This is a genomic window from Lacisediminihabitans sp. H27-G8 (genome assembly GCF_046156175.1).
GTDB lineage: Bacteria > Actinomycetota > Actinomycetes > Actinomycetales > Microbacteriaceae > Lacisediminihabitans.
In genome coordinates, this window is the sequence record NZ_JAYLVL010000003.1 from 364,620 (window position 1) to 390,200 (window position 25,581).

At 66.8% G+C, this 25,581-nt stretch carries 26 protein-coding genes; 6 read left to right on the forward strand and 20 right to left on the reverse strand.

Features of this window, described 5'->3' with window-relative positions:
* The first annotated feature begins 44 nt into the window (after positions 1–44).
* Genes VLI63_RS11070 through VLI63_RS11080 form a run of 3 tightly spaced genes read left to right on the forward strand, consistent with a single transcriptional unit; the run spans position 45 to position 2,457 of the window.
* Positions 45–860, forward strand: coding sequence for an ABC transporter permease (locus tag VLI63_RS11070; RefSeq protein ID WP_409156911.1), 816 nt, complete (start codon positions 45–47; stop codon positions 858–860).
* Positions 860–1,621 (forward strand): ABC transporter ATP-binding protein, encoded by a 762-nt coding sequence (locus VLI63_RS11075; protein ID WP_409156912.1) that lies wholly within the window; start codon positions 860–862, stop codon positions 1,619–1,621. Before VLI63_RS11070 ends, VLI63_RS11075 begins: the two co-directional genes overlap by 1 nt.
* On the forward strand, positions 1,618–2,457 hold the full coding sequence (locus VLI63_RS11080; RefSeq protein ID WP_409156913.1) for a hypothetical protein: 840 nt from the start codon (positions 1,618–1,620) through the stop codon (positions 2,455–2,457). The genes VLI63_RS11075 and VLI63_RS11080 overlap by 4 nt, the downstream gene beginning before the upstream one ends.
* Positions 2,458–2,553: 96 nt before the next feature.
* Here VLI63_RS11080 and VLI63_RS11085 read toward each other — a convergent pair whose 3' ends face one another.
* On the reverse strand, positions 2,554–3,837 hold the full coding sequence (locus VLI63_RS11085) for a CDP-glycerol glycerophosphotransferase family protein (protein ID WP_409156914.1): 1,284 nt from the start codon (positions 3,835–3,837) through the stop codon (positions 2,554–2,556).
* Between the two features lie 98 nt (positions 3,838–3,935).
* Here VLI63_RS11085 and VLI63_RS11090 point away from each other — a divergent pair, with 98 nt between their 5' ends.
* Both VLI63_RS11090 and VLI63_RS11095 read left to right on the forward strand, forming a co-directional pair.
* Positions 3,936–5,189: a CDP-glycerol glycerophosphotransferase family protein gene (locus VLI63_RS11090; RefSeq protein WP_409156915.1), complete on the forward strand. Its 1,254-nt coding sequence runs from the start codon at positions 3,936–3,938 to the stop codon at positions 5,187–5,189.
* The gene (locus tag VLI63_RS11095) at positions 5,186–6,697 is read left to right on the forward strand and encodes a CDP-glycerol glycerophosphotransferase family protein (protein WP_409156916.1); all 1,512 of its coding nucleotides are present in this window, start codon (positions 5,186–5,188) and stop codon (positions 6,695–6,697) included. The genes VLI63_RS11090 and VLI63_RS11095 overlap by 4 nt, the downstream gene beginning before the upstream one ends.
* 29 nt (positions 6,698–6,726) lie before the next feature.
* On the opposite strand, the gene VLI63_RS11100 is transcribed toward VLI63_RS11095, so the two are convergent.
* The 4 genes from VLI63_RS11100 to VLI63_RS11115 all read right to left on the reverse strand — a co-directional run bounded on the left by VLI63_RS11100 (position 6,727) and on the right by VLI63_RS11115 (position 10,817).
* The gene (locus VLI63_RS11100) at positions 6,727–7,776 is read right to left on the reverse strand and encodes a glycosyltransferase family 2 protein (protein WP_409156917.1); all 1,050 of its coding nucleotides are present in this window, start codon (positions 7,774–7,776) and stop codon (positions 6,727–6,729) included.
* A 132-nt stretch (positions 7,777–7,908) separates the two neighbouring features.
* Positions 7,909–9,363 carry a S1C family serine protease gene (locus tag VLI63_RS11105; protein ID WP_409156918.1) on the reverse strand — a complete coding sequence of 485 codons (1,455 nt, stop codon included), beginning with the start codon at positions 9,361–9,363 and terminating at the stop codon, positions 7,909–7,911.
* A gap of 106 nt (positions 9,364–9,469) precedes the next feature.
* The gene (locus VLI63_RS11110) at positions 9,470–10,117 is read right to left on the reverse strand and encodes a PKD domain-containing protein (RefSeq protein WP_409156919.1); all 648 of its coding nucleotides are present in this window, start codon (positions 10,115–10,117) and stop codon (positions 9,470–9,472) included.
* A gap of 142 nt (positions 10,118–10,259) precedes the next feature.
* A complete protein-coding gene (locus tag VLI63_RS11115; protein WP_409156920.1) occupies positions 10,260–10,817 on the reverse strand; it encodes a hypothetical protein in 558 nt (185 codons plus the stop codon).
* Positions 10,818–10,992: 175 nt separating this feature from the next.
* On the opposite strand from VLI63_RS11115, the gene VLI63_RS11120 reads away from it, so the two are divergent.
* On the forward strand, positions 10,993–12,147 hold the full coding sequence (locus VLI63_RS11120) for a pyridoxal phosphate-dependent aminotransferase (RefSeq protein ID WP_409157240.1): 1,155 nt from the start codon (positions 10,993–10,995) through the stop codon (positions 12,145–12,147).
* Here the strand turns inward: VLI63_RS11120 and VLI63_RS11125 are convergent.
* The 15 genes from VLI63_RS11125 to VLI63_RS11195 form a co-directional block, all read right to left on the reverse strand.
* Positions 12,144–13,898 (reverse strand): sensor histidine kinase, encoded by a 1,755-nt coding sequence (locus VLI63_RS11125; RefSeq protein WP_409156921.1) that lies wholly within the window; start codon positions 13,896–13,898, stop codon positions 12,144–12,146. The two genes, VLI63_RS11120 and VLI63_RS11125, sit on opposite strands and share 4 nt — an antisense overlap.
* A gap of 4 nt (positions 13,899–13,902) precedes the next feature.
* Positions 13,903–14,331: a response regulator transcription factor gene (locus VLI63_RS11130; RefSeq protein WP_409156922.1), complete on the reverse strand. Its 429-nt coding sequence runs from the start codon at positions 14,329–14,331 to the stop codon at positions 13,903–13,905.
* Positions 14,328–14,708, reverse strand: coding sequence for a response regulator (locus tag VLI63_RS11135; protein WP_409156923.1), 381 nt, complete (start codon positions 14,706–14,708; stop codon positions 14,328–14,330). Before VLI63_RS11135 ends, VLI63_RS11130 begins: the two co-directional genes overlap by 4 nt.
* Positions 14,705–14,935, reverse strand: a complete 231-nt coding sequence (locus tag VLI63_RS11140) for a hypothetical protein (RefSeq protein WP_409156924.1) — start codon at positions 14,933–14,935, stop codon at positions 14,705–14,707. Before VLI63_RS11140 ends, VLI63_RS11135 begins: the two co-directional genes overlap by 4 nt.
* On the reverse strand, positions 14,932–16,422 hold the full coding sequence (locus VLI63_RS11145; protein ID WP_409156925.1) for a glycosyltransferase family 2 protein: 1,491 nt from the start codon (positions 16,420–16,422) through the stop codon (positions 14,932–14,934). The genes VLI63_RS11140 and VLI63_RS11145 overlap by 4 nt, the downstream gene beginning before the upstream one ends.
* Complete coding sequence (locus tag VLI63_RS11150; RefSeq protein ID WP_409157241.1) at positions 16,419–17,144, reverse strand: PHP domain-containing protein; 726 nt, start codon at positions 17,142–17,144, stop codon at positions 16,419–16,421. Before VLI63_RS11150 ends, VLI63_RS11145 begins: the two co-directional genes overlap by 4 nt.
* Complete coding sequence (locus VLI63_RS11155; protein ID WP_409156926.1) at positions 17,144–18,133, reverse strand: ATP-grasp domain-containing protein; 990 nt, start codon at positions 18,131–18,133, stop codon at positions 17,144–17,146. Before VLI63_RS11155 ends, VLI63_RS11150 begins: the two co-directional genes overlap by 1 nt.
* Positions 18,133–19,215, reverse strand: coding sequence for a response regulator (locus tag VLI63_RS11160; protein ID WP_409156927.1), 1,083 nt, complete (start codon positions 19,213–19,215; stop codon positions 18,133–18,135). The genes VLI63_RS11155 and VLI63_RS11160 overlap by 1 nt, the downstream gene beginning before the upstream one ends.
* A gap of 28 nt (positions 19,216–19,243) precedes the next feature.
* Positions 19,244–20,086 (reverse strand): carbon-nitrogen hydrolase family protein, encoded by an 843-nt coding sequence (locus tag VLI63_RS11165; protein ID WP_409156928.1) that lies wholly within the window; start codon positions 20,084–20,086, stop codon positions 19,244–19,246.
* 138 nt (positions 20,087–20,224) lie between these two features.
* Complete coding sequence (locus tag VLI63_RS11170; protein WP_409156929.1) at positions 20,225–21,442, reverse strand: NAD(P)/FAD-dependent oxidoreductase; 1,218 nt, start codon at positions 21,440–21,442, stop codon at positions 20,225–20,227.
* 4 nt (positions 21,443–21,446) lie between these two features.
* Positions 21,447–21,638 carry a ferredoxin gene (locus VLI63_RS11175; RefSeq protein WP_409156930.1) on the reverse strand — a complete coding sequence of 64 codons (192 nt, stop codon included), beginning with the start codon at positions 21,636–21,638 and terminating at the stop codon, positions 21,447–21,449.
* The gene (locus tag VLI63_RS11180; protein WP_409156931.1) at positions 21,635–22,528 is read right to left on the reverse strand and encodes a fumarylacetoacetate hydrolase family protein; all 894 of its coding nucleotides are present in this window, start codon (positions 22,526–22,528) and stop codon (positions 21,635–21,637) included. Before VLI63_RS11180 ends, VLI63_RS11175 begins: the two co-directional genes overlap by 4 nt.
* Positions 22,521–23,432, reverse strand: coding sequence for a catechol 1,2-dioxygenase (locus VLI63_RS11185; RefSeq protein ID WP_409156932.1), 912 nt, complete (start codon positions 23,430–23,432; stop codon positions 22,521–22,523). The genes VLI63_RS11180 and VLI63_RS11185 overlap by 8 nt, the downstream gene beginning before the upstream one ends.
* Before the next feature lie 3 nt (positions 23,433–23,435).
* Positions 23,436–24,923 carry an aldehyde dehydrogenase gene (locus VLI63_RS11190; protein ID WP_409156933.1) on the reverse strand — a complete coding sequence of 496 codons (1,488 nt, stop codon included), beginning with the start codon at positions 24,921–24,923 and terminating at the stop codon, positions 23,436–23,438.
* Between the two features lie 101 nt (positions 24,924–25,024).
* Positions 25,025–25,525: a MarR family winged helix-turn-helix transcriptional regulator gene (locus VLI63_RS11195; RefSeq protein ID WP_409156934.1), complete on the reverse strand. Its 501-nt coding sequence runs from the start codon at positions 25,523–25,525 to the stop codon at positions 25,025–25,027.
* Positions 25,526–25,581 lie beyond the last annotated feature (56 nt).

Genomic DNA, 25,581 nt, shown 5'->3' on the forward strand with positions numbered 1-25,581 from the left:
CGCGTACGTCAAGCGGAGTGCGTGACGCTAAGGACCCGTAACGCGTGAGTGCAGCTCTCGAAGCACGCCCCGAGCGTTCGGAATTCGCGCGCTACAGGCATTCCCTGTGGCTGCTGACCACCCGCGACCTCAAGGTGCGCTACTCCACGTCGTTCCTCGGCTACTTCTGGTCGATCCTCGATCCGCTGGTCATGGCCGCGATCTACTGGGTGGTCTTCACGCAGATCTTCCACCGCGGCAAGGTCGGCGAAGAGCCGTACATCATCTTCCTTCTCACGGCACTTCTGCCGTGGACCTGGTTCAACGGAGTGATCTCCGACGCGACACGCGCCTTCACCAAGGAGGCGAAGCTGATTCGATCGACCAAGATCCCTCGCACGATCTGGGTGTCGAGGATCGTGCTGTCCAAGGGCATCGAGTTTCTCGTGAGCATCCCCGTCATCGCCATTTTCGCGTTCATCACCTTCGCCACTCCCGATCCGGCGAAACTGCACTGGGAGGTCGCCCTCGTGCCGATCGCGGTGATTCTCGAAGCGGCGCTCGCCCTCGGCCTGGGGTTGATCGTCGCGCCCCTCGTCGTCTTCTTCCGTGATTTCGAGCGTGCGGTCAAACTGGGCTTGCGATTCCTGTTCTATGCCTCCCCCATCGTCTACGGGCTCGAACTCGTGCCCCACTGGTTGCAGCCGTACATGGCGCTGAACCCGCTGTCCGGCATCTTCTCGATCTACCGCGCCGCATTCTTTCCCCGCGAGTTGAACTGGCTCGATGTGGCGACGAGCGCCGTTCTCACCCTCGTCATCCTCGGCATCGGCCTGCTGGTATTCCGGCGCACCATCAAGACCGTGCTGAAGGAGATCTGATGACCACTGTGCAGACGGCAATCGCGCCGGTCATCGAAGTGACGGATGCGGGCATCCGGTTCAAGCGCAACCGCCGGTCTCGCCGCAGCTTCAAGGATCTCTTCGCCGGTTCGAAACGCCGCAGCAGACCCGATGAGTTCTGGCCGCTGCGCAACGTGTCGTTCACCGTCGCACCGGGTGAAGCCATCGGGGTCGTCGGGCGCAATGGCCAAGGCAAATCGACGCTGCTCAAACTGGTCGCGGAGGTCGTGTTCGCCGACGAGGGCACTGTGCGGGTGGGCGCCGGAGTCGCTCCGCTGATCGAGATCACCGGCGGTTTCGTCGACGACCTCACGGTGCGTGACAACGTCTACCTCACCGCGGGGCTGCACGGGATGAAGAAGTCGGAGATCGACGAGCGGTTCGACGAGATCATCGCCTTCTCCGAGATCGGCGACTTCCTCGAAACCCCCTACAAACACCTCTCCAGCGGCATGAAGGTGCGCATCGCGTTCGCCGTGATCTCCCGCCTCGAGGAACCGATCATCCTTGTCGACGAGGTGCTCGCGGTGGGCGACAAAGCCTTCCGCGAGAAGTGCTACCGCCGAATCGAAGAGCTCTTGTCGGGTGGGCGTACATTGTTTTTCGTGTCCCACAGTGAAAAAGATCTCCGACGTTTCTGCACCCGCGGCCTCTACCTCGACAAGGGGGCGCTCGTTCTCGACGCCCCCATCGCGGAGGTGCTCGACCGGTACAACGCCGAGTACGGCGTGAAGCCGTGAGCGTCGTGCCCGGCAAGCTCCCCCGCAAGACCTCCCCGCAGGTAGAGAAGGGCGTGGAGCGGCTGCTCTCGGTGCAACGTCCCGTGGTGTTGCTGCACATCCGCAGCATCCGTCGTCGAAATCCGGACGCCTCGCCGGCCCAGGTCATCAAGATCCTCGAGACTCGTTACCTCGCCGCTGTCACCGCCGGAGGAGCCGCCGTCGGCGCGAGTTCGGTGATTCCCGGCGTCGGCGTCGGCATCTCACTCGCCCTCTCCGGCGTCGAGACCGCCGGATTCCTCGAGTCCAGCGCCCTCTTCGCCCAGTCGGTGACCGAGGTGCACGGGATAGCGGTGGAGGATCCCGAGCGCGCCCGCACCCTCGTCATGGCGATGATGCTCGGCACCGCCGGCTCCGATCTCGTCAAGCAACTCGCCGGGCAGGCCGCCGGTGTCGGCCCGACGCGCGGGCGATTCTGGGGCGAACTGGTCACCAAGAGCCTGCCGCAGGCGGCGATCGGGCAGATCGGCGATCGCATCAAGAAATCGTTCCTCAAACGCTTCGTCGCCACCCAGAGCGCGAGCGTGGTCGGTCGCGCCATCCCCTTCGGCATCGGTGCCGTGATCGGGGGCACGGGCAACCACATGCTGGGGCGCAAGGTGGTGTCCAGCTCACGCGATGCCTTCGGGCCGCCGCCGCAGCAGTTCCCCGTCGTCCTGGAGCCGATCGTGCGCAGCCCGGTCGTACTCACCCGGCGGGCCAGGATCAACCTTCCCCGCTTCGGAAGCGGCACGGCGGACTCCAAGACGCCGAAGACGCCGCGTCCGCCGAAAGCCCTGCGGCCGTCGAAACCCTAACCGCGTGACCGGAGGGGTTGATCCCCCGTCACAAGACGCTCTCCCGGAGCGCAGGGGGAGCAGTTTGTGACGGTCGCGTGCAGCACCCGGGAGTGATCAGTCCTGTTCGTCGGAGTCGGTCTCGAACGGGTCGGCCTCACGTGAGCGCAGATCGTCGGCGTGAGCGGAGGCTTCGCGCTCCCAGATCGCGAACATCCGGTCGATGGCGGCGTGGAAGCGACGAGTCGCCTCACCCGGTGTGGTGTCACCGAAGTGGCGCTCCACCCAGAACTCCAGGCGGTGTCGTGCCTCCACGTCGTGTTGCACGCGATCGACGATGGAGACGATCTCGCTGGACTCCGACGGTGACAGCCATTCGGCCGCCCCGAGATAACCCGATTCGTCGATCTCCGCGTGCGCCGATACCGGTCGGGTCACGATGAGCGGCTTGCCGGTCGCGAGGCGGTCGTAGACCATCGCGGAGATGTCGGTGATCGCGACATCCGCCACCGCAAGCTGCCAGCCGAGGTCCGGTCCGTCGTCGAAGACGTGCTGCGCCGAGGAATCCCTGCTGTTCGCAGCCGCGATCGAGGCGATGATCGCCTCATTCGCCCGCTTGAACTCGGGATCGATCACCCCGCTGCGAGGATGCGGTCGATAGAGCACGCGGTGGGTTCCGGTCGCGAGGAGGGCGCCGACCAGCGCCTCGCCGTGGGAGGCGACCGAGCCGTAGGCGGCCGAATCGCGATCGCCTTCCCAGGTCGGGGCGTACAACACGACGGTGCGATCATCCGGCGTGTAGGGAAGCGAGCCGGCGAAGTGATCAGCCTGAGGGCGCCCGATCATGAGGGTGCGGTGGTCGAGATCGAAGTCCCACAGCCGGTGCCGGAGCCGATCCCGCGCCGCCTCCCCCGCCACGAAACTGTAGTCGTAGGCCTTGAACTGGTTGGTGGTCATGTACATCTTGTCGCTCTCACCGTGGTTGATGAAGACGTGCAACATGCGTCCGTACCGGAACATCTGGAAGTTCCTCGAGTTCTGGTTCACGTAGAAGACGAGGCGGAGATCCTGCTCGGCGACGAACGCCTCCAGCTCGGACACCGACCGCAGGCAGACGACCGGAACCGGGGATTCATCGAACATGGTGAGCGCCGCTCCCGGCGACCGGGAGATGATCGCCACCGGAATGGTCTTCGCCAACTCCGCCAGCGGGGCGTACCACTGGCGGATCTGGTAGAGGTTCACCGCGCTGTCCCCGAAATACACCGCGATCTGGATGCTGTGGGGCTTCGGCTTCGGGAGGCTGGGTTGCCGTCGCGCCAGCTCGACTCGGCTGCGGCGGGAACTGACGAGATTCCGCACTATCCGCGCGGCCGTCTTGACGTCCTTGAGGAGGGGCACCTCTCGATTAAACCAGTCTCCGGTGAGAGCTCCCTCCCATTGCGATCATCCGTGGTCCGGCCGAGACGCGCGAATAGCTCGGCTGCTAGGCTCCCCTCGTGCCCGGGTTCAGCTTTGCGTCGGGGAATGCGAAGAAGCTCGCCGCCCTCCCGCTCTATGCCCTCGGCGCTCTCGCGAGCGTGTTCGTGGCGCGGGTCGACGACCTCTGGGTGTTCGGGTGCGGCTCAGGGGTCGGGGAGGGATCCCTCGCCCTCTTCCGCTTTGCGAGGCAGGCGGATGCCACGCTCCGGCTGACCTGGCTCGCTCGCGACGAACGGGACCTCGCCGCCGCGCGTGCACTCGGCATCCCCGCGGTGCTGAAGCTGTCGCGGCACGGTCTCTGGCTCACCCTGCGCGCGCGGGTTGTCGTGGTGACCCACGGATTCGGCGACGTGAATCGATTCGGGCAGCGCGGCGCCGTCGTCGTGCAGCTCTGGCATGGCATCCCGCTCAAGCTCATCCAGCTGGACTCTGCCGCCACCACCCGCATCTCGGTGCCGGTGGTCTCCGCCCAGGTGCGCGGGCTGCTGCGTCGTTTCTATCGCCGCGGCTACCGAAGCATCGCCCTGATGCCCGCCGCGTCGGAGCTGGTCGCCCAACGCCTGCGCACGGCGTTCGCGTTGCCGGCCGACCGGGTCGTCGTCACCGGTGATCCCCGGGACGACGTGCTGTCCAACGGCCCGGCGCTCGAGCGATCGAGTCTCGCGCGGCAAGTGCTCACGGCCGCTCTCGACACCGACCCCGGGGACTCCCGCCTGGTGCTCTATGCGCCGACCTGGCGCGACGGAGAGGCGGATCCGGCGGTGCCGACCGACGAGGAGTGGGCGCGCATCGATGCCTGGCTTCGCGATGCCGGGGCGATGCTGCTCGTGCGCCCACATCCGAACGGTGTCGGGGACTACGCGGCGGGGATCGCCGGTTCGCCGAACATCCAGCTGCTGTCGTCCGCTCGACAATCCGATCTCACCCCCGTCCTCGACGCGATCGACCTGCTCGTCACGGACTATTCGTCGGTGGCCTTCGACTACTCCCTCACCGGCGGCCCGATCCTCTTCATCGCCCCGGATCAGGAGAGCTACACCGGGTCGCGCGGCCTCTATGAGCCCTACCGTGAGTTCAGCGGCGGGCGCGAGGTGCGCAGCTGGAGCGGCGTCCTCGACCAGCTGTCCCGCTTCGATTCCGATGCCGACTGGGCGGAGATCGTGCGGGCACATTCAGCCGCGCTGGCGTCACGGCACTTCGCCTTCCGCGACGGGCGCAATACTGAGAGGGTGTACTCCGAGCTCGCGCGTCGCCTGAAGGCGCGCCCATGACCCTGCCCTCGCCGGCGCCTTCCCTCGTCATCGACACCGTCGTCGTGACCACCGGCCAGCTGCCGGCGATCGTGTTCGAGGGGCCGGGCGTCGCCCCCGCCGGTTTTCAGCTCCGGGCCTCCCGCCAGGTGCTTCCGGCGCAACTCATCTCGCTCGGCTCCCGCTGGTCCGCGCGGGTGCCGCTGCTCGTCTCCAGCTGGAACGGCCCGCTTCTACCCGCCCGCTCCGGTCGATACGCGGTGATCGCCTCAGCCGTCGACGGATCCCGCCTGCCCGTGATCCTGCCGGCGGAACTGCCCGCATCGCAACTGCTGCCCACCATCACCCGGGTGTCGTTCGCCGCGCCGGACGCGTCGCTGGCGATCACGCTCTCGTCTCCGCTGTCCGACCGGGAACGCGGTCGACTGCAGCAGGCGTCGCTCGAGTCCGACTACCGGGCCACCGAATACGAGCCTCTGAACGCGGTCTTCTTCGAGAGCTTCTACGGGCAGAACGCCTCCTGCAATCCGCTCGCCATCGACCGCGCACTCGCGCAGCTGCGCCCGGACGTCGAGCGCTACTGGAGCGTCTCCGATGCCTCTGTGTCGGTGCCGGACGGTGCGGTCGCGCTACTCGAGGGAAGTGCCGAGTGGTGGCGCATCCGCGGATCGGCGCGCCTGCTCGTGGTCAACGACTGGCTGCGCAAACGCTATCGTTCCCGGCGTCACCAGACCGTGCTGCAGACCTGGCACGGCACCATGCTGAAGAAACTCGCTCTCAGCCGCGTGCGACTCGGTCTGCGGCCGGCGATCGCGACCCTGCGGGAACGCGCCCGCTGGGACATCCTGCTTGCCCAGAATCCCTACAGCCGCGGTGTATTCCGCCGGGCGTATGCGTTCACCGGGCGGGTCTGGGAAGAGGGCTACCCGCGTGACGACGTGCTCCTGACCGGAGACCCCGACCGTATCCGAGCCCGGCTGGGCATCCGTGCGGGCGTCACGGTGCTCCTCTACGCCCCGACCTGGCGTGACGATCGGCCGGATCACGTCGACCATCTCGACGTGGCCCATTTCGCCGAAATGCTCGGCGATGACTATGTGACGCTCATCCGCGGACACTCCCGCACCCTGTTGCCGGGCGAGGACGTTCACGCGCCGAATGTGCTCGACGTGACCGGCTACCCGGATGTCTCAGAGCTGTTCCTCGTGGCCGACGCGCTGGTCACGGACTACTCCTCGGTGATGTTCGATTTCACCGTCACCGGCAAGCCGGTCTTCTTCTTCACCCCGGATCTGACGCACTACGCCCGAAAGCTCCGCGGGTTCTACTTCGACTTGATCCCGGTGGCGCCGGGGCCGGTCGTCTCCACGGCCGAGGAGTTGGTGACGCTGGTGCGCGACCGGGATGCGGTTCAGCGGCGATTCGCCGAGAAGTACAGTGCCTGGCGCGAACGATTCAACCCCCGGGACGATGGACGCGCGGCCGACCGGGTGGTTCGCCGACTGCTCGCCGAAGGGATCATCGGCTAGCGTGCCCCTGGCGCGCTGCTGACGGTCGGTCAGATGCCGGTGCGGGAGGTATCGACGGTGTCTCGCGCTCCGCGAACGAGCCCGACGATGAATCCGACCCCCCAGCTCAGGTGCATCGTGGGGAGCACGAGGAAGAACCTCCAGCGGTCCGAGAATCCCGGTCCCCCGGCGCGCGAGAAGCAGATCAGCACGAGCAGCACGAGATAGGCCGCCGGGCCGAGATAGATCAGGGACAGCACGGCGCTCGGCCAGCCGCGGAGCACGCCGGTCAGCTGGAGGGCGAGGGCGACGATGCTCAGGGCGATGGTCGCCACCAACACGGGAGGCGCGAAGAACCGCCACGGATTGCGCGCTGGATAGCGGCGCACCAGTTCCCCACGCCAGATCCCTGTTGCCGCGAACTGGCGCACGAGCTTCGGCCAACTCTCTCGCGGCCAATAGGTCACTTCGAGCGAGGGATCGAACCAGACCGAATGACCGGCGTTGCGGATGCGCAGGTTCAGTTCCCAGTCCTCGCCGCGGCGAACGGACTCGTCGAACAGCTTCACCTCGTCGAGCACCTCGCGGCGCAGCACTCCGAGATAGGCCGACTCGGCCGGCCCCTCCTCGGCCCCGCCGTGATAGCTGCCACCGCCGAGCCCGAAGCGGCTGTTGTACGCGCGCGCCACGGCGGATTGGAAGGGGGTCTTGCCGCGAGCCTTCATCACCCCGCCGACGTTCGCGGCGCCGGTGCGAACGAGAGTTTCAATCGCGCGGCGGGTGTAGCTGGGATCCAGCTCCGAGTGGGCATCCACTCGCACGATCACCGGGTGGCTACTCGCGCGGATGGCGAGGTTGAGTCCCACCGGGATGTCCGTCGCGGGGTTGAAGACGACGTGGATGCGGTCGTCCTCTTGCGCCAGCCGCTCGATGAGCTCTGTCGTGCCGTCAGAGGAGGGTCCGAGCGCCAGGATGAGCTCCGTCGGGCCCGAATAGTCCTGCTCGAGAACAGTGCGGATCGCGGTCTCGATGTAGGCGACCTCGTTGAGAACGGGGATGACGTAGGACACTCCGAGCGGGGAGGGCACCTCGTGGGGCATGGGTTCCAATGTCAGGTCGGCCAAGTCGATCGAGCCTATCAGTCGACCTCTGCCCGCCCCGCAGATGCGAAACGGATGCCCGCCGCCTGTGTTCAGGCCGCGGACATCCGTCTCGGATGGTTCAGAAGGGCGCTACTGCTTGAGCGTTCCGAGCGTCACATCGACGGTGCTCGCGTTGCCACCGCGAACATAGCTGAGCGAGGTCGAGGCGCCGGCCGCGAGGAAACGGACCTGGGCGGTGAGGTCGGTGCTGCTGGTGATCGGCACACCGTTGAAGCTCGTGACGATGTCACCCGACTTGAGCCCGGCCTTGTCGGCCGCGCCGCCACTCGTGATCTCCTTGATGTTCGCGCCGACCACGGTGCTCGTGCTCGTGGCGGAGATGTCCTGAACGCTGGCACCGAGGAGTCCGTGGGTGGCCTTGCCATCCTTGATGATCTCGTTGGCGACCCGCTGAGCGAGGTTCGCGGGAATGGCGAAGCCGACGCCGATGCTTCCGGACTGCGACGAGGCGCTGGTCTGTCCGGCGCTGGCGATTGCGACGTTGATGCCGATGACCTTTGCATCCGAGTCGAGGAGCGCGCCACCGGAGTTACCGGGGTTGATCGCGGCATCCGTCTGGATCACCGGAAGGGAGATCGTCGCGGCTGCGGTGGTGGACTGGCTCTGCGAGCCGCCTTGGCCCTGGCCGTTGTCGAACTGCCAGAAGTCGAAGGGGCTGCCCGAGTTGGGAGTGCTGCTGTCGCCTCCCGTGCTCGGGGCGGCCGACGAGGCGATCGAGATGCTGCGGTTAAGGGCGCTGACGATGCCGTCGGTAACGGTGTTGTTGAGCCCGAGCGGAGCGCCGATCGCTATCGCGGTCTCTCCGACGTTGAGTTTGCTCGAGTCGCCGAATTCGGCCGGCGTGAGTCCGGTGGGATCCTTCAGCTTGATGACCGCGAGGTCGGCGATCGGGTCGGTGCCGACCACGGTCGCGGAGAAGAGGTGACCGTCTAAGGTGGTGACCTGCACGGCGGGGTTCGCGATCTCCCCGTCGAGCGTGACGACGTGGGTGTTGGTGAGGACGTAGCCGTCCTTGCTGAGCACGACTCCCGATCCGGTGCCGGAGGCGGTCTTGCTCGTGACCGAGATGGTGACGACGCTCGGCGCGGCCTTCGCGGCGACCGCGGTGATGTTGTTGACGCTGGAGGTGTCGTTGACCGTGATGTTCTGGGGAGCGCTGTTCGACACTGCGCTCGAGGAGTTGTTGCCCTGGTTGGCCGAGACGGCCCAGGCTGCGACGCCGGCGCCCGAGACGCCTCCGACGAGCGCCCCGACTGCCAGGGCCGCGATAATGCCGACCTTGTTGGAACGCTTGGTGTCGACGGGAGCCGCGGGAGTCCAGGCGTAGTCACGATCGAGAGGCTGGGTGGCGGATGCCGGGGGCGCGTAGGGGGCCGTTGGAGGAGCGTCCTGCGGCGCAGCACTGGCCGAATTCAGTCGGGCCTCGGTCTGCTCGAGGGTTTCGGAATTCTCGGCGGCATTCGAAGTGGGATCTGGGGTGCCGTTTTCCGTGCCGGAGTGGGGATCCTGCGGTGCGTCGGTCATGGGGGCTGCTCCTTCCAAGCGGTGCAAGCCTCCACCGCCAACCTGTGCACTCTATATGGACGCGCTGAGAGCGGGCCGAAGCTTCACCGCACCCGGAGCGGCGACCTCAGCATCCGGGTCCGGACGGTCGCTGGGCGCAATCGCGCCCCACCAGAACGGTGCTCGCATCGCCCGCCGTGGCGACCAATCGGTTCGCCGAGACAGGGATCGTGCCGGTGATGGGGATCCACGGCCCTCCCACGTACTGGTATTCGGCACTGAAGTCGATGGCGAGGTCGATCGCGTACGTGCCCGCGTTGCGGTAGACGTGGCTGGTCGGCGTGCGGTCGAACTCCCCCACTCCGGATGCCACCCAGCTGGACCCTCTCGTGGATCGCGTGGCGCTTGTGCCATCCCCATAGGACCAGCGGTACCGCTCGGCAGTGAATCGCACCGACGCCGGCAGGGTCAGCAGCAGGCCCGTCTGCACACCGGAGTCGATGGTCGCGTAGAAGTTGGTGTCGAGCCCGACGACCATCCACCCGTTCGGCTCCATGTGGTCGATCCCCGCGACCGGCTTGAAGTTGATCAGATCGGCCAGCGTGACAGGAACGGTGACCCCGTAGCCGTCGCGCAACGGCGGCGGGGGCGTCGGTGGCGTCGCGGTGCTTCCGCCCCGACCGCCACTGCCGCTCGCGCCGGCGGAACCGGGTAGGTCGATGGTGCCCCGGATGTCGACGCCGTCGCCGTTGACGGTGCCGCTGGATGTTGGCAAACAGGACCCGTCTCTGAGATCGCCCGCATTGCAGGCTGACGCATAGGCGATTACGACTGCTGTCTGCGCAAGCAGGCCGGCCGTTGCAACGAGAACCAGGAGCAAGCTCAGGAGAGTTTTCTTTCCCCACGCCTCGTGGGAATTAGCAGAAATATTCACCACTCCAACTTTCGTCCCCTTCAACGAGCAGAACCCCCGGAGATCGTTGCCAAACAAAGGTCGCGATGATCGGAAATCGGCGATCGCTACCTGAAGGGACTACGGACATACCGTCACTTCCAACCACATCTACCTGTGTGAGATCGAGACACAAGTAAGCCTGCGTGCGCGTCGTTTCACTGTCGCCGAGCAGCAGCGGTTCAGACCCAATCAGGGACACACTGTCAATAGTTGCTCCTCCCGTTTGCCGTTTCCCGCTTCCCCTATATGCCGATACCGACTCCTTGGCCTTCTTCAATGCGGTGCCGGTGGCAACTCTCTCCAAACGGGATGCGTCATATGTGGCAAAGGCCTCGTCCAGCATTTCCTGATACGCCGCATACGCCTTCGTCGCCGCCGCGAGCGCCTCCGCCTCGCTTGCGAAGACCGGCGTGGCACTCGTCTTCGGGGTCGGTGAGGCGGACGGAGTCGTCGGCACGCAGCCGCCCAGCATCAGGGCCACGGCGAGCGTCGCGACGAAGATCCGAGGGATGATCCGCATAGCTACTGACGGTAGGGCACCGGGGGCGCACCCCGCCAGAAGTTTCCACAAGCGGTGCCCGCCCCGCGCCGAACTCGCGCTGGGGAGGAGCTACGGTGGAATCGAAGCCCACCCCCGACCCCGAAGGCGATTCTTGGAACTCAGCGGAGCATGGCAGAACGCGGCGCGGGGCGCCATGTTGCTCGGTGCCGACGGCGCCCTCAAGCCCACGATTTTCGCCGAAATGTCCGCCCTGGCGACGAGCACCGGCGCGATAAACCTCGGCCAGGGATTCCCCGACGAGGATGGTCCCGCCGAGGTGCTGGAAGCCGCCCGCCAGGCGATCAGCGACGGGTGGAACCAGTACCCGCCCGGGCTCGGCTACCCGGTGCTTCGAGAGGCGATCTCCGCCCATCAGCACCGCTTCTACGGACTGAGCGTCGACCCCGACCGGGAGGTGATCGTGACGGCCGGCGCAACCGAGGCGCTCGCGGCATCCATCCTCGCCCTCGTCGAGCCCGGGGACGAGGTGGTCACCTTCGAGCCCTTCTACGATTCCTATGCCGCCATGATCGCGCTCAGCGGGGCCGTGCACCGCACGGTGCCCCTCCGGGCCCCGCACTTCCAGCCCGACCACGACGACTTGCGGCGCGCTGTGACGGATCGCACCCGCATCATCCTGATCAACAATCCGCACAACCCCACCGGCGCGATGATGGACCGCCCGACCCTCGAACTGGTCGTCGAGCTCGCCAATCGACACGACGCTCTCATCGTGACCGACGAGGTGTACGAACACCTCACCTTCGGGCAGACGCACATGCCGATCGCGAGCCTGCCCGGGGCCCGCGATCGCACCCTCACGATCTCGAGCGCCGGCAAGACCTTCAGCACCACCGGCTGGAAGGTGGGTTGGATGACCGGACCGCACGACCTGCTGCAGGCAGTGCTCGCCGTCAAGCAGTTCCTCACCTACGTGAATGCGGCGCCGTTCCAACCGGCGATCGCCGTCGGACTCGGTCTGCCCGACGAGTTCTTCCGCGGGGTGGCGAGCGTGCTCCAGCGCAAACGGGATCTGCTCTCCGCGGGACTCGCCCGCGCGGGCTTCAGCGTCAGCGAATCCCAGGGGTCCTACTTCGTCGTTGCGGATGCCGCTCCGCTCGGTTTCACGGATGCCGACGACCTGTGCCGCAGCCTGCCCGCGCTTGCCGGGGTCGTCGCCGTGCCGATCAGCGCCTTCGTGACGGATGAGCACAAGAGCGACTATGCGTCGCTCGTGCGCTTCGCGTTCTGCAAAAAGGTGGACGTGCTCGAGCGCGCATCCGCCCAGCTCGCTCAGCTCTCGCGCTAAGCCCCCACGGGCACCTTGGCGAGCGGCAGGGACATGATGAACGCCGTGCCGACACCCTCTTCGCTCTGCACGTCGAGCTCCCCGAGGTGAGCCGTCACGATCGCCTTGGTGATCGTCAGGCCGAGGCCCACCCCGGGCACTGCATTGCGGGTAGCCGTTGATGCGCGGAAGAAGCGTGCATAGAGCTGGTCGAGTTCGGCGGCCGGGATGCCGATGCCGGTGTCCCGAACGGTGATGATCGCGTCGTCGGAGCTCGATGACAGACTCACCGTCACCACTCCGCCTTGGGGAGTGAACTTGAGGGCGTTGGAGATGAGGTTGTCGCAGCCCTGGCCGAGCCGCACGGTGTCGCCGCGGACGGTGATCGGATCGTCCGGGCAGTCCAGCACGAGCGTGACTCCCGCGGCATTCGCAACGGGTCGCGCCGAGAGCACTGCAGCGGTGACGACCTCGTTGAGCGATACCTGGCTGATGTCGAGCGGAAACTTTCCCGAACTGACCTGGGCAGTGAAGAGCAGGTCCCCGACCAGGCGCAGCAGGCGATGAGCATTTCGTTCGGCAACACCGAGGTACTGCAGTTGCTCCCCGGACAGTGGCGACTCGTCGTCGTCCCGCATGAGCTCGAGGTATCCGAGGATCGAGGAGAGCGGGGTGCGGAGTTCGTGCGAGATCAGCCCGACGAATTCGTCCTTCAACCGGGCGACCTCGAGGGCCTGGGTCACGTCGGTGGCCACGAAAATGTAGCCAACGGTCTCCCCTTCGTCGTCGATCCGTGGGGTGACGGCCACGGACACGGACACAGTGGAACCGTCCTCTCGCACGTAGGTCCACTCCCGCACTTCGGCGCGACCGAGCCGTGCGGATTCGACCAGGGCCGAGAATCCGGGATTGAGCACGGTGGCGCCGGCCGGATAGTTGAGAGTCCGGGCACGGTCTTCCAGCTCCGATTCGACATGGAAATCGAACACGAACCGCTTGCCCTGGGTGTCGGCCGGCGAGAGTCCGAGCATCGCCGCGGCGCCCGGATTCCAGACATCGATCAGGCCGGTGAGATCCGTGCCGATCACGGATTGCTCCGTCACCGAGTCGAGGACGCTGCGGGTGAGGCGATCGGCCGCATGCAACTGGAGCTCGTTCTCTTTCAGCCGGCTCGCCACTGCGAGAGACTGCACCAACATCTCCTCTCCCTCCTGAGCGAGGCGCTTGATGGAGGCCAACTGCTGGCGGCCCTGGCGGGAGAGCTCGTTGATGATGGCCGCAGCGATGCCGAAGACGGCGGGTGAGAAGATTCCCCGGATCGTTTCGCTGTCATCGACGGGCAACTTCCACTCGATCAGGTACGGCAGCATCAGGGCGAAGAAGGTGCCGGCAGTCGATACGACGACCCAGCGACGGCCCTCCTCGGCGGCGATCCACACCACCGGCAGCACGATGAGCGCCGAGAAGATCGACCCGATTCCGTTCGAGCCTTCGCGCAGCACGCCGATGGCGAAAAGGGAGATGCCCGGCACGAGGAGCGTCCAGCGAGTGGCGCGCTGCACGGATCCGAAGTAGAACGAGAGCCCGGTGGCGAGCGCGATCAGCAACACGCTACCGAGGATCGCGAGCGGCTCACTGATGAGCTCCTGCGGCAGCAGAAGGCAGAACAGTACGGCCACGAGGAGAGCAACCGTCGTCGGCATCTGCTTGAGCGCCGGTGACGGGGTGTCCACCGCGACGCGCGCCTTGATGAGACTGAAGAGACCGGTCATCGCGTCACGCCGTCCCCGCCGGGGGTCCGGATAGTCCGGCGTCCGCCCGCATGAGTTCCGCCAACCGGGCGCCGAGCTCCCGCGGACTGAAGGGCTTGGCGATGAAGTCCGTGGCACCGGCGACCCGCCCGGCCTCCCGCGCATTGTCGTCCACCCCGGCCGACAGCAGCACGATTCGGGTATCGGCGAAGGAATCGTCGGCACGCGCACGGGCGCACAGCTCGAGTCCGGTCATCCCGGGCATCGAGACGTCGAGCACCGCGAGATCCGGCCGCAACTCGGTGAGGGCCTCCCAGGCGGCGTCCCCGTCTTCGGTCACAGCCACAAGGTCGAGGCCGGCCCGGGTGACGGCGATCGAGACGAGGGCCCGGATGTCCGGGTCGTCATCGGCGATCACCACTCGTGACCGCGCGGGAGTCTCCGACTCGGTCACAGCTCGGTCCATTTCGGTACGTAATCGCGAAGGACGGAACGGATCTGCGCCCCGGTGAACGGCTTCGGAAGGGTCGCTTCGGTCGGCGGATACGCGCTCTCGTCGAGCACGGAGGTGACGGCGATGACGCAGTCGGGCCGATCCACGCGCAGGCGTTCGGTGAGCTCCCACCCGCTCATCCCGGGCAGCACGAGGTCGATGACGGCGAGATCCGGGGTGACCCGCGTATAGGCCGCTATCGCATCCTCCGCATTCTTGACGGTGGTCACGAGGCAGCCGGCGCGCTCGAAGTAGCGCCGGAGCAACGCGCGCTGGTCATCGCTGTCGTCGACAACCAACACCGTGACCTTCTCGGGGAGATGCACGGGAACAGTCATCGGAAGAACACCTCTCGGATCACGACTAACACCGCGACTACCGCGAGGGCGAGAACAGCTTTGGGGATGAGCCAGAATTCCGACCGACGGTTGTCGTCGATCTCTCGCTGGAGGAACTCGTCCCCGGGATTGCGCGGATCGACCGGGGTCTCCGGGGCCGCGGTCCGGGGTGCATCGACCGTGCGATGCGACGGTGACGCGGCATCCGCTGCCTGCTTCTGCTTCATGCCAGTACCCGCCCGGTCTTCTCGGTCTTGTCCCACTTCGCCTCTGCGTGACGGAGTTCCTTGATGTAGGAATCGAAGGTGATCGCACAGAGCAGCGAACCGTAGCCGACCAGATAGAGGAGGAGGGGCGCGAGGAATGGACCCACCCGGGTCTTCTCCACCCGGCGGGCCGCCCACGCCCCGACCATGGAGAACGGGATCCAGATGTAGATGGCGACGGTGAACGCGAAGATCCCCGACTCGGTGAATCGCGAGCCGTACAGGGCCGGAATCTGGCGCTCCACCAGCCCCGGGAAGAATGCCGTGAGCATCACGATCATGGAGAGGATGCCCGGAAAGCTCAGCACCTCTCGCCACGCCTGACGGCTGAGCTTGCTGTCGAGCTGCACGCCGAGCGCGAGGGTGAAGACGTAGGTGCAGGCTGCGGAGATCCAGAGCACGCGGAACACTCCCTCGGCGAGGGTGCTCTGCATCAGCAGGAGCCCGAGCAGCCCGATGGACGACACGATCATGGCGAGCGGGAGCAGCCAGAGGCTGAACCAGACCAGCCCGAAGGCGATGGTGCCGAGCTTGTGCACCTTGGACGGGCGGAACCAGACCTTCTTGTAGCGTGCGGTGACGGTCACGTTTCCTCGCGCCCAGCGCAGTCGCTGCTTCCAGAGCGCGTCGATCGAACCGGGTTCCTCGGCGAGCACTACGGCGAGCGTCTCGAAGACCACCGTGCGCCCCCGCAGCTGGGTCTCGAAGGTCGTGATGGTGTCCTCGGCGAGGGAGGAGGTGTCGATCTGCCCACCGATCGCCAACAGGTTCTCGCGGGTGTGCAGCTGCGCTCCCCCGGCCAGGCAGGCCTGCGCTCCGAGCACGTTCTGCGCACGCCGGGCCGCGGGCTGGGACAGGATGTATTCGAGTCCGATGAACCGGGTGAGGTAGTTCTTGTCCGCACTCCCCTCGCGGATGTACGCCGAGACCGCCCCGACCTTGGGGTCGGCAAGGTGACGGGTCATGCGGCGGAGCGAGTTCGGCAGGTAGATGACGTCGGCGTCCATGATGAGCAGCGCCTCCATCCAGTCGTCTTCGAGTACGACCCGGATGCCGTGATTGAGCGTGTGGGCCTTCCCCTCGCCGCCTTTCTCGCGGCGGAGGTGGAAGACCGATCCGGGATACTGTGCCGCCTTAGCCAGCACGACATCCGGGGTGTTGTCCGTGCTCGCATCGTCGACGACGTAGATACGGAGGCGGTCGAGTGGGTAGTCGAGCGCGATGAGGCGGTCGATGGACGTGCCGATCACCGCCCCCTCGTTCCACGCCGGAACGACGATCGCCACGCGGGGGAAGTAGGGAGCGGCCTTGCGGTAGTGGTTCCGCACCGAATGGAAGGGGATCGCGAGGAACGAGTAGGCCGCCGTGAGCACCGGGAACGCCCCGGTGGCGACGAAGAGCAGCAGCACGATCTCGAGCGCACGGGTCGCGATCTCCGGAACGGTCACGGGGTGCCCCCCAGAAGGCGCGCGACCGTGGAGTACCGGCCGACCTCGGTGGCGACGTGGCTGTCGGTCGAGGCCACGAGGATGACGCCGGCGGCGCGCGCCGCCGTGAGTGCGCGCGGTCCGGGGCAGGCCCATTTCTCGTTGACCTCGACGAGAGTGCCGGTACGGGCGGCTTCGGTCGCCCAGACGGCGAGGTGCTCGTCGGTGAGGTCGTCTTCGGCCAGGCCGATCTTCGGCAGGATCGAGAAGCAGTGTGCGAGCTGAGCGGAGGCTACCGATCGCATTGCGGCGACGATCGCGGCCACCAGCAGGTCGAGCGCATCACTCACCGCGAGACCGGCCTCGAGCTTCGCCACCGTGGTGCGCGGGGACCACGGCCCATCAGTGCCGGGAAACTGGTGATCGGCGATGAGCACAGCATCCACTCCGCCGGCACCGAGGCGGAGATCCGACGGAATGTCCAGCGCGCCCGAACTGTCGACGATCTTCGCCTCGACGCCGGTGTGGATCGTGAGACCCTCCGGCACCCGCTCGGCGGCGACCGCACGCACGAACTCTGGCACCCACGTGGTCGACGCCCGCACATGGTCGACGAGGCGGAGCCGATTCAGGCCGATGGCGGATGCCGCGGCGATGTTCTCGCCGAGGCTGCTGACCGCGTCATCCGAGTACGTGGAGTGGACATGGAAGTCTCCGGCGAGCGCGGGGTGGAGGGACGACATCATCCGTCGGTCTCGTCGTGGGCGGCGTTGTCAGAGTGCAGGATCTCGGAGGGATCGACGAAGATGTCCTCGAGGTAGCGCACGTTCGCGAGTTCGCGGAATTCCACCCTCGACGGCAGCTCTCTGCCCAGCGCGAGATCCAACGCGAGGGAGGGCATATCGACCCCGGCGGCGATGGTGAGCGGCATGGCACCGGGGAACCGCGGGTTGACCTCGAGCAGGGCGGCGACACCGGCGGCGTCGTAGCGCAGTTGTACGTTGGCCACACCGGTGAGTCCGATGGCCCGCGCGACATCCGCGGCCGTCGACTCGAGCTCGGCGTCGCGGAGGGTGCGCCCGGCGATGGACACCCCCGAGTCGACCCGGGTTCGCGTGCGCGGCACGGCGGCGATCACGTGACCGTCGGCATCCGCGAACACGTCCACGGAGAACTCTGCGCCCGGCAGAAGTTCCTGCGCGATGAGGGTCTCGTCGACACCGAGGGCATCGAGCGCCGCCCGGTCGTGCACGAGGCGCACGCCGCGCGATCCGGCCCCGCGACGCGGCTTGACGATGATGGGAAAGGTCCACTCCTCCGCCGTGCTCGCCGGGCCGACCAGGCGTGTCGTCGGAACCCGGGCGAAGCCGGTGACCCGCTCGGACAGGGCGAACTTGTCGAGGGTGACGTCGAGGGTGGCAAGGGAGGCCGCCGCAAGCACGGCCCCGCCGAGCTCGGACCGGCGAGCGGCGAGGGGCGGGAGCTCGACGTCGACGGTAGAGAACAGCACGGTGAGACTATCGGCAGCGCACAGGGAAATGACAGCAGGCACGAACTCGGGATCCGCCCCGCGGGGTACGATCCTGCGGCGCTCCGGCGGCACGAGGTAGAGGCCGCTGGCCCAGCCGTCCATGTCCGCCGCGTAGACCTCGACATCCGCCCGCTTCAGCAGGGAACGGATCACCGCCACCCCTGCCGGACCGCCCGCCCCGGTGACGAGCACGCGCTCCATCAGAGCGCAGCCTCGTCGCGCGTCAGGCGCGCCTTCTCGGCCTGCACCGCCGCCGCGATCTCCCCACGCGAGACGGAGAGATCGGAGGACTCGCGAACGATCTCGAGCGGCTCACTCGACTTGCCTCCGCCGTAGCGCGACCAGTACCGCGCGGTCGCCTCGACGAAGTCCGGCTCGAGATACCACCGGATGTCCGCCTGCGAGGCGAACGAGGCGAGCACCTGGTTCTTGGTGGCCGTGAAACCATCGATGGAGACGAACCGGTTCGGCCGGAAATCGACAGTCGCCGAGGGGCTCTGGTAGCACGCGACCGTGCGAACGGTGCGGGTCGCGACGAGCGTCGCGTCGTGCACGGCCCGGTGATCCTGGTGACGATCATGGTTGCTGTGCGTGTAGACGATCGTGGGGTTGACCTCCGCGACGACCCTCTCGATGATGCCGACCGTCGGATCCGCGTTGCTGATGTGGGTGTCTTCGAGATCCTCGAGGAACAGCCGTGCGCCGAGGAGCTCGGCGGAGGCGAGGGACTCGTTCTGGCGGTCATCCGCTTCGCCCCCGCGCGCACCGCGGGACAGGGTGAGGATCGTGATCGAATCACCCGCGGCTCGATGTGCCACCAGGATTCCGCCGACGCCGATCTCCACGTCGTCGGGATGCGCCCCGATCGCCAGCACGACCTCCCCCGGCGGGCGGGCGGCCTTCATGCGACGGAACTCGCCAGCGAGCCGAGCGACCACGGCGAAGAGATCGGTGGAACTGACCGGCTTGGAGAGGAACTCGTCGGCCTGGCTGCGCAGCGCGGCGATCGCGTAGTCGATGGAGACGTGCGCGGTCATGACGACGATCGGTGTGCCGGGGCGCTCGGCTCGGATCTCCTCGATGAGCTCGAGGCCGGTCATCCCCGGCATCTCGATGTCGGTGATGACGACGTCGGGCGCGAGACGACGAATAGCGGCGCGCGCGAGCAGCGGGTTGGCCACGCCCTCGACCACGCAGCCGCGCTTTTCGAGCACGGTCTTCGTGTAAAACGCGACATCGGGATCGTCTTCGACGACGACCACGAGAAATGGCTGATCGACCATACGGTCCCCCTGAACGCTACTGGTCTGTCTACTCTAAGGGCGGAGGAGCCGTCCTGACGGGGTGAATCCCGAATCGTCGTAGCCCCAGTGCGGGGTTCACGGTCCTCACCTCCGCGATGCGTGCTGAGGAGATCCAGGCGACGGCGACGGCAGTCTCCTCGCCGATGGTCACGAGCTCGACGCCCATCGGATCCACGATCATGCTGTTGCCGGCTCCAATCGGCGGCGCCTGGTCGGCCGCGGCGAAATAGACCGTGTTCTCGATGGCGCGAGCGGTGACCAGGGTGCGCCAGTGCTGCTCCTTGAGGGGTCCGCGCACCCACTCGCTCGGAAGCACGATGAGGTCAGCACCCGCATCGACCAGTCGCCGGGTCACCTCGGGAAAGCGGATGTCGTAGCAGGTCTGCAACCCCACCCGGAGGTCGCCGAGCGCGAAGGTCTCCGGCTCCTCGATCGGACCGGGCACGACCCAGTCGCTCTCCTTCTGGCCGAAGGCGTCGTACAGGTGCACCTTGCGGTATTTGGCGACGAGGGCGCCGTGCGGGTCGAGGGCGACGAGGGTATTGAAGAAGCGCCCGTCGTCTTCGTCGCACGATTCGAGCATTCCGGCCACGATGTGGATGTCGAGCACCTTCGCGATGGCCTCGAGCCCGGCGACGAAAGGACCGTCCAGGGTCTCTGCCGCCGCGAGGGACTGAGCCCCCAGCGCGGGCGAGAAGTGAGAGGAGTACTCCGGGAACACCACCAGCTTCGCGCCGCGGGATGCCGCGGTCGTCGCGAGGTCGCGCAGGTGCTCGAGATTGGCCGCCTTGTCTTCGCCGGGGGCGAATTGTGCGACGGCGATCGCAACGGGTTCGACTCTGTCGCTCATGCCGCCAGCCTATTCGCCCGTGCCTCGACGCCGGCAAGCCAGGTGTGCGAGCGGTGAGTTGCACTCTTTTGCGGCCTCCTGCTCCGAAAGGCCGCAAAAGAGTGCAACTCGACGACCGGAAGCGCCACCGGTTGTTCCCTAGCTCGCCGCGTGGGCCGCAATCTCCTGGCGGTAGGGCAACAGCTCGGCTTTGAGACCGAGCCCGACGACTCCGACGAGTCGCTCCGCCCGGTAGTAACCGACGGCGACGGCACCCGAGATCTCGCCCTCGAGGACGCGGATGTCGCCATCGTTGAGTCCCGGTAGGCCGTAGGCCTGCAGGCTCATCTCGAACTGGTTCGACCAGAATGCCGGCATCGGCGTGAACCCCTTGTCCACGACCTCGTCGAGGGACCCGTCCGCCGCCAGCCACGCGCCGAGTACCGCGCCGGCCCGCTTGCCGGTGTCGGTGGGGATGTTCCAGTGCTCCACCCGACGGGCGACGCCGTCGAACAGGAGGTTGGGAAAGCGCGCGATGTCGCCGACGACGAAGACGTCGCGGCTCACCGCGCCGTCCGTCGACACGGCGCGGAGCGCGGCATCCGCCAGCACGCCGTCGGTGAGGTCGAGGTCGGTGGGGTCCAGCCAGTCCGTGTTGCACTCCGAGCCGATCGCCTCGACCAGCACATCTCCCGGCACGATCGTGCCATCGTCGAGCTGGAGGCCCTCGAAGTGGAACTCGCCGAGCATCGCGGCCACGGTGCGACCGAGGTGGAATGCCACCCCGTGCTCCTCGTGCCGCCGGCGGAGCTCCGCGCCGAGCTTCGCCCCGAGCGGACGGATGAGCGGCTCGGCACCCGGCGCGACGATCGTCACCTCGCACCCCAGCTTGCGTGCCGTCGCCGCGACCTCACAGCCGATGAAGCCGGCACCCACCACCACGACCCGGGCACCGGGCACGAGTTCGTCTCGCAACGCCATCGCATCGTCGAGGGTGCGCACGCAGTGCCGCCCGGTGATCAGGGGAAGGTCCAGCCGTCGGGCACGCAGTCCGGTCGCGATCACCAGGGCGCGCCAGGGATGCTCGAGGCCGTCGTCCGTGGTGACGGTATGGGCCTCGAGGTCTGTCGAGATCGCGCGGGCTCCGAGAATCCACTTCACATCGGCGGTTGCCGCCCGCGCGGGGAAGGCGACGGCCTCGTGAGAGACACCGGTGGAGAGCACGTCCTTCGACAGCGGCGGACGGTTGTACGGAGCGTGCAACTCCTCACCGATCACCGTGATGGGGCCGGTGTAGCCCGCGCGGCGCAGGGCCTCGGCGGTACGGAGTCCCCCCATCGACGCCCCGACGATGATGACGGGCAGAGCGTCGGGCATGGCTCTACTCGACGATTCGGATGGCCTGCATCGGGCAGACGTCGACCGCGGCCTCGACGTTTTCGAGCTCCGAGTCATCGGCCTCTGCATGGTATTCGAGCTTGTCGTCCTCATTGAGTTTGAAGAGGTTCGGCGCCTCGAACACACACTGCCCGTAGTGCTGGCAGAGATCCATGTCGACTTCGATCTTGATCACGATTGTTCCTTTACGGTCGACGGGTACAGGTCTTTGGAGGGGGTGCGGATGCCCCGGAACTCCCAGTCGCCTCCGAGCGCGGTGGAGACCACCTCTTCACTCTCGGTGGGCTGGGCTCCGACATCCGTGCGGATGGCGGTGGGTCCGGTGACGATCAGGTTGCGCAGGGTGCCGAGCCCCTCCACCTCCACCTCCACGACATCCCCCGGCTCGACCGGGCGGGAGAACGCGGGAGTGCCGGAGAAGAGCAGGTCGCCGGGACTCAGGGTGATGGTTCGCGCGATGTCGGCCACGAGGTAGTTCATATCCCACTCCATTTTCGCGGTGTTGTCGTCTTGCTTGACGACACCGTTCACGAGGGTGCGGATCTGCTTGCCGCGGAAGTCCCAGCCGCGCACGAGCCCTGGCCCGACCGGGGCGAGGGTGTCGCTGCCCTTCACCCGCAGCATCGACCCGGCATCCGTGTCGCGGAAGTCGTGCAGGCCGAAGTCGTTGCCGATCGTGTAACCGGCGATGTAGTCGCCGGCCTCAGCCGGGGAGACGTTGCGGCAGGTGCGACCGATCACGATCACGATCTCGCCCTCGAAGTTGAGCCACTTGCAGCCCTGTGGGCGCACGACCGAACCACCATGGCTGTTGAGTGCAGTCACCGGCTTGTGGAAGTAGGTCGGCGCCGCGGGAAGCTTCGTCATGAACTCGTCCGTGCGGCTCGCGTAGTTGAGGTGCACCGCGATGATCTTCGACGGCACCGTTGGCGGCAGGTGCTGCGCGTCCTCCACGCCCACCTCGCGCCCGTCAGCGGCCACGAGGGTGTCACCGTGACGCACCACCTCGGTGGCGAATCCGTCGAGCAGGATGCGGCGGGTCTCGACTGTGCTCGATTCACTCACGCGACAGCACCAGGTCCTTGGCCGCGGGGAATCCGCCCTCGGGACGCGGGAACCAGACGTGCACCTGGCCGGTGCCGATCGAGTTCTCATATTCGCTGTAGAGCACTCCGGGAGCGGTGCATGCCTCTTCCCCGATAGCTCCGATCGTGAGCAGCCAGTGACCGAACATACCCTCTGGACGCACCTTGTGGAACGCCGGCATCGTCTCGAGCACCTTCGCGTGGTCGCCGGCGGTGAACCAGTCGAGCCGTTCATAGTCGGCCACGCGGGCGGCCTCGGAGAAGATGTGGCTCGGGTCGGCCATTTCGTGCTTGCGCAGTTCGCGGAGCTTGTAGAAGGTATGGGAGAGCGCGCCCGAGGCCAGCAGGATCACGCGACGGTCGCTCTTCGCGATCGCCTCGCCGATGGCGCGACCGGCGCGCAGGAAGTCTTCGTCGGTCGCGGTCTGGCAGAGACTCACGCTGATCCACTTCTTATCGGGAAGTCCCTCGCCGAGGTACTTCCAGAGGTTGATGGTGGCGTACATCACCGGAAGGTCGGGGTCGTCGATCGGAGTGATCCAGGTGCCGTTCTTCTCATCCTGGGCGCCGATGAGCTCGGCGAGTTCCGGGTCTCCCCGGTAGTCGAAGGGCACCCCGTGCATGCCGCGCGGCAGCTCCTCAGAGGTGAACAGCCCGTGTCGACGCTCCTGCGAGGTGACGATGAACTCGACCGTGGAGGCCCAGTGGCTGTCGAGCACGATGACGGTGTCGTAGTCAGCGGTCTCGAAGACATCCGCCCTCAGCTTCTCCAGGCCCGAGACGAGCGTGGAGTCCTTCCCCTCGTTGAGCTCCATGCGCGTCTGAATCGGCAGCATGATCGTGGGCACATGGGCGATGAGGCCCACCCCGACTACTTCACCCATGAGCTATTCCTTCCAACCGTTGGGAGCGACGACCGTGTTCTTCACGTCCGCATAGAAATCGAATGACCAGGTGCCGCCCTCGCGACCGACCCCGGACTTCTTCGAGCCGCCGAAAGGCGCCCGAAGGTCACGCACGAAGAAGCAATTGACCCAGATCGTGCCCGCGACGAGTCGGGTCGTGATCGCCTCGGCGTGGCTGCGATCGCCGGAGACGACCACCGCCGCGAGACCGAACTCGGTGCCGTTCGCCAGCTCGATCACCTCCTCGTCGGTGGAGAAGGTCTGCATGGTGAGCACCGGTCCGAAGACCTCCTGCGTCACGATCTCGCTTCCGGGTGTCGGTTCGTCCACGAGGGTCGGACGGAAGTAGAGACCGCCGAGCCCGGAATTCTGCTCGCCACCGAACACGATGGTCGCGCCATCCGCCTTCGCGCGGTCGACGAAACCGGTGATGCGTTCGAAGTGCGTGCGGTGCACCTGCGGGCCGATGTCGCTGAGCGGATCCCGCGGATCCCCTTGCACGAGCGACTCGACCTTGCGCGTGAAGGCGGAGGTGAACTCCGAGGCGATGCTCTCGTGCACGAGCAGCCGCGTGCCCGACAAGCAGATCTGTCCGGCGTTGTCGTACTGTTCGACCGCGAGGGATGCCGCGAGCTCGATGTCGGCGTCGGCGAGCACGATGCACGGGCTCTTGCCACCGAGCTCGAAGCTGCACGGGGTGAGGTTCTCGGCGGCCGCCCGGGCGATCGTCTTGGCCGTGGGCACCGAGCCGGTGAAGGAAATGCGGCTGAGGGCGGGATTCGCGACGAGCGCTGCCCCGGCCTCGGCCCCGTAGCCCTGCACGACGTTGAAGACACCGTCGGGCAGGCCGGCCTGTTTCGTGAGGTCGGCGAAGAAGGATGCCGTGAGCGGCGTCCACTCGGCCGGCTTGAGCACGACGGTGTCGCCGGCGGCGAGCGCCGGGGCGATGCGCCAGGTGGCGAGCATCAGCGGAGCGTTCCAGGGGGTGATGATCGCGGCGACCCCGGACGGGTCCCAGCTCACATGGTTGCTGTGCCCGCGAGTCTCGAAGTCGTCATGCTTCAGGTTTTCGACCAGCCAGTCGGCGAAGAAGCGGAAGTTGTGGGCCACCCGCGGCATGACCCCGCGCAGGTTGCTCCGCAGCAGCCCGCCGTTGTCGAGGGTCTCCATGTTGGCGAGCGCATCGACGTTCTGCTCGACCAGATCGGCGATGCGGTGCAGGATCGCGGCGCGCGCGGTGGGTGCAGTGGCCGCCCAGCCGGGGAAGGCTTCCCGTGCGGCCTGGACTGCCTGCTGTACCTCTGACCCGGTGCCCCGCGCGATCTCGCCGAGGAAAGAGCCATCGATCGGAGACGTGTTGGTGAAGGTCTCGGCGGATGCGACGCGAACCCCGCCGATGTAGTGCCGGGTGTCGACCGCGACGCCCGCGACCTCGATGTGGTGGGACGTCGCGCTGTCGGTGCTGGTCATCGAGCCGCCTCCCGTGTCGAAAGACTCCTCGTTAAGTCATTCGGATGCTAATGAATCACCATAGCGAATCCGCGAAGGCTGTACAACCACCCCTGCAGCTCTTACTCCGGCTTCTCCACGTGAGCGGTCACGAGACGGAGCATCTCGGCGAACTCGTCGCGGCGCGAGGGATCGATCGGGGTCGCGATGTGCTGCTCCTGCAGGTTGAACGCCGGGAAGAGCGTGTTCATCAGGGTGCGACCGGCCGCGGTGAGCTGCACGACCACGAGGCGCCCGTCACTCGCGCTCCGCTCGCGCACGAGCCATCCGCGCCCCTCGAGCGTCGAGAGCACACCGGTGAGGGTCGCCTTCGAGAATCCCCCCTCGAGGGCGATCTGGCGGGTCTCGATCGGCTCCCAGATCCAGGTGACCCAGAGCACGACGAAGGCCGTCCAGGAGAGGTTGTTCTCGGAGAGCACGGTGCGTTCGAAGTGATTGCGCACCGCATTGGCCGCACGAAACAGGTTGGAGGCGACGGCCATCGCCGAGTAGTCGAGTCGCAGGTCACCGAGGCGGGCGTCGACCTGGCGCTCGGTCTCGGCAAGCGTGTGCGCTCCGGCCATCGGGACTCCTTCTCACAGACGATGCTGACTCCGCTCACTCTAATTGACCGTCCGCC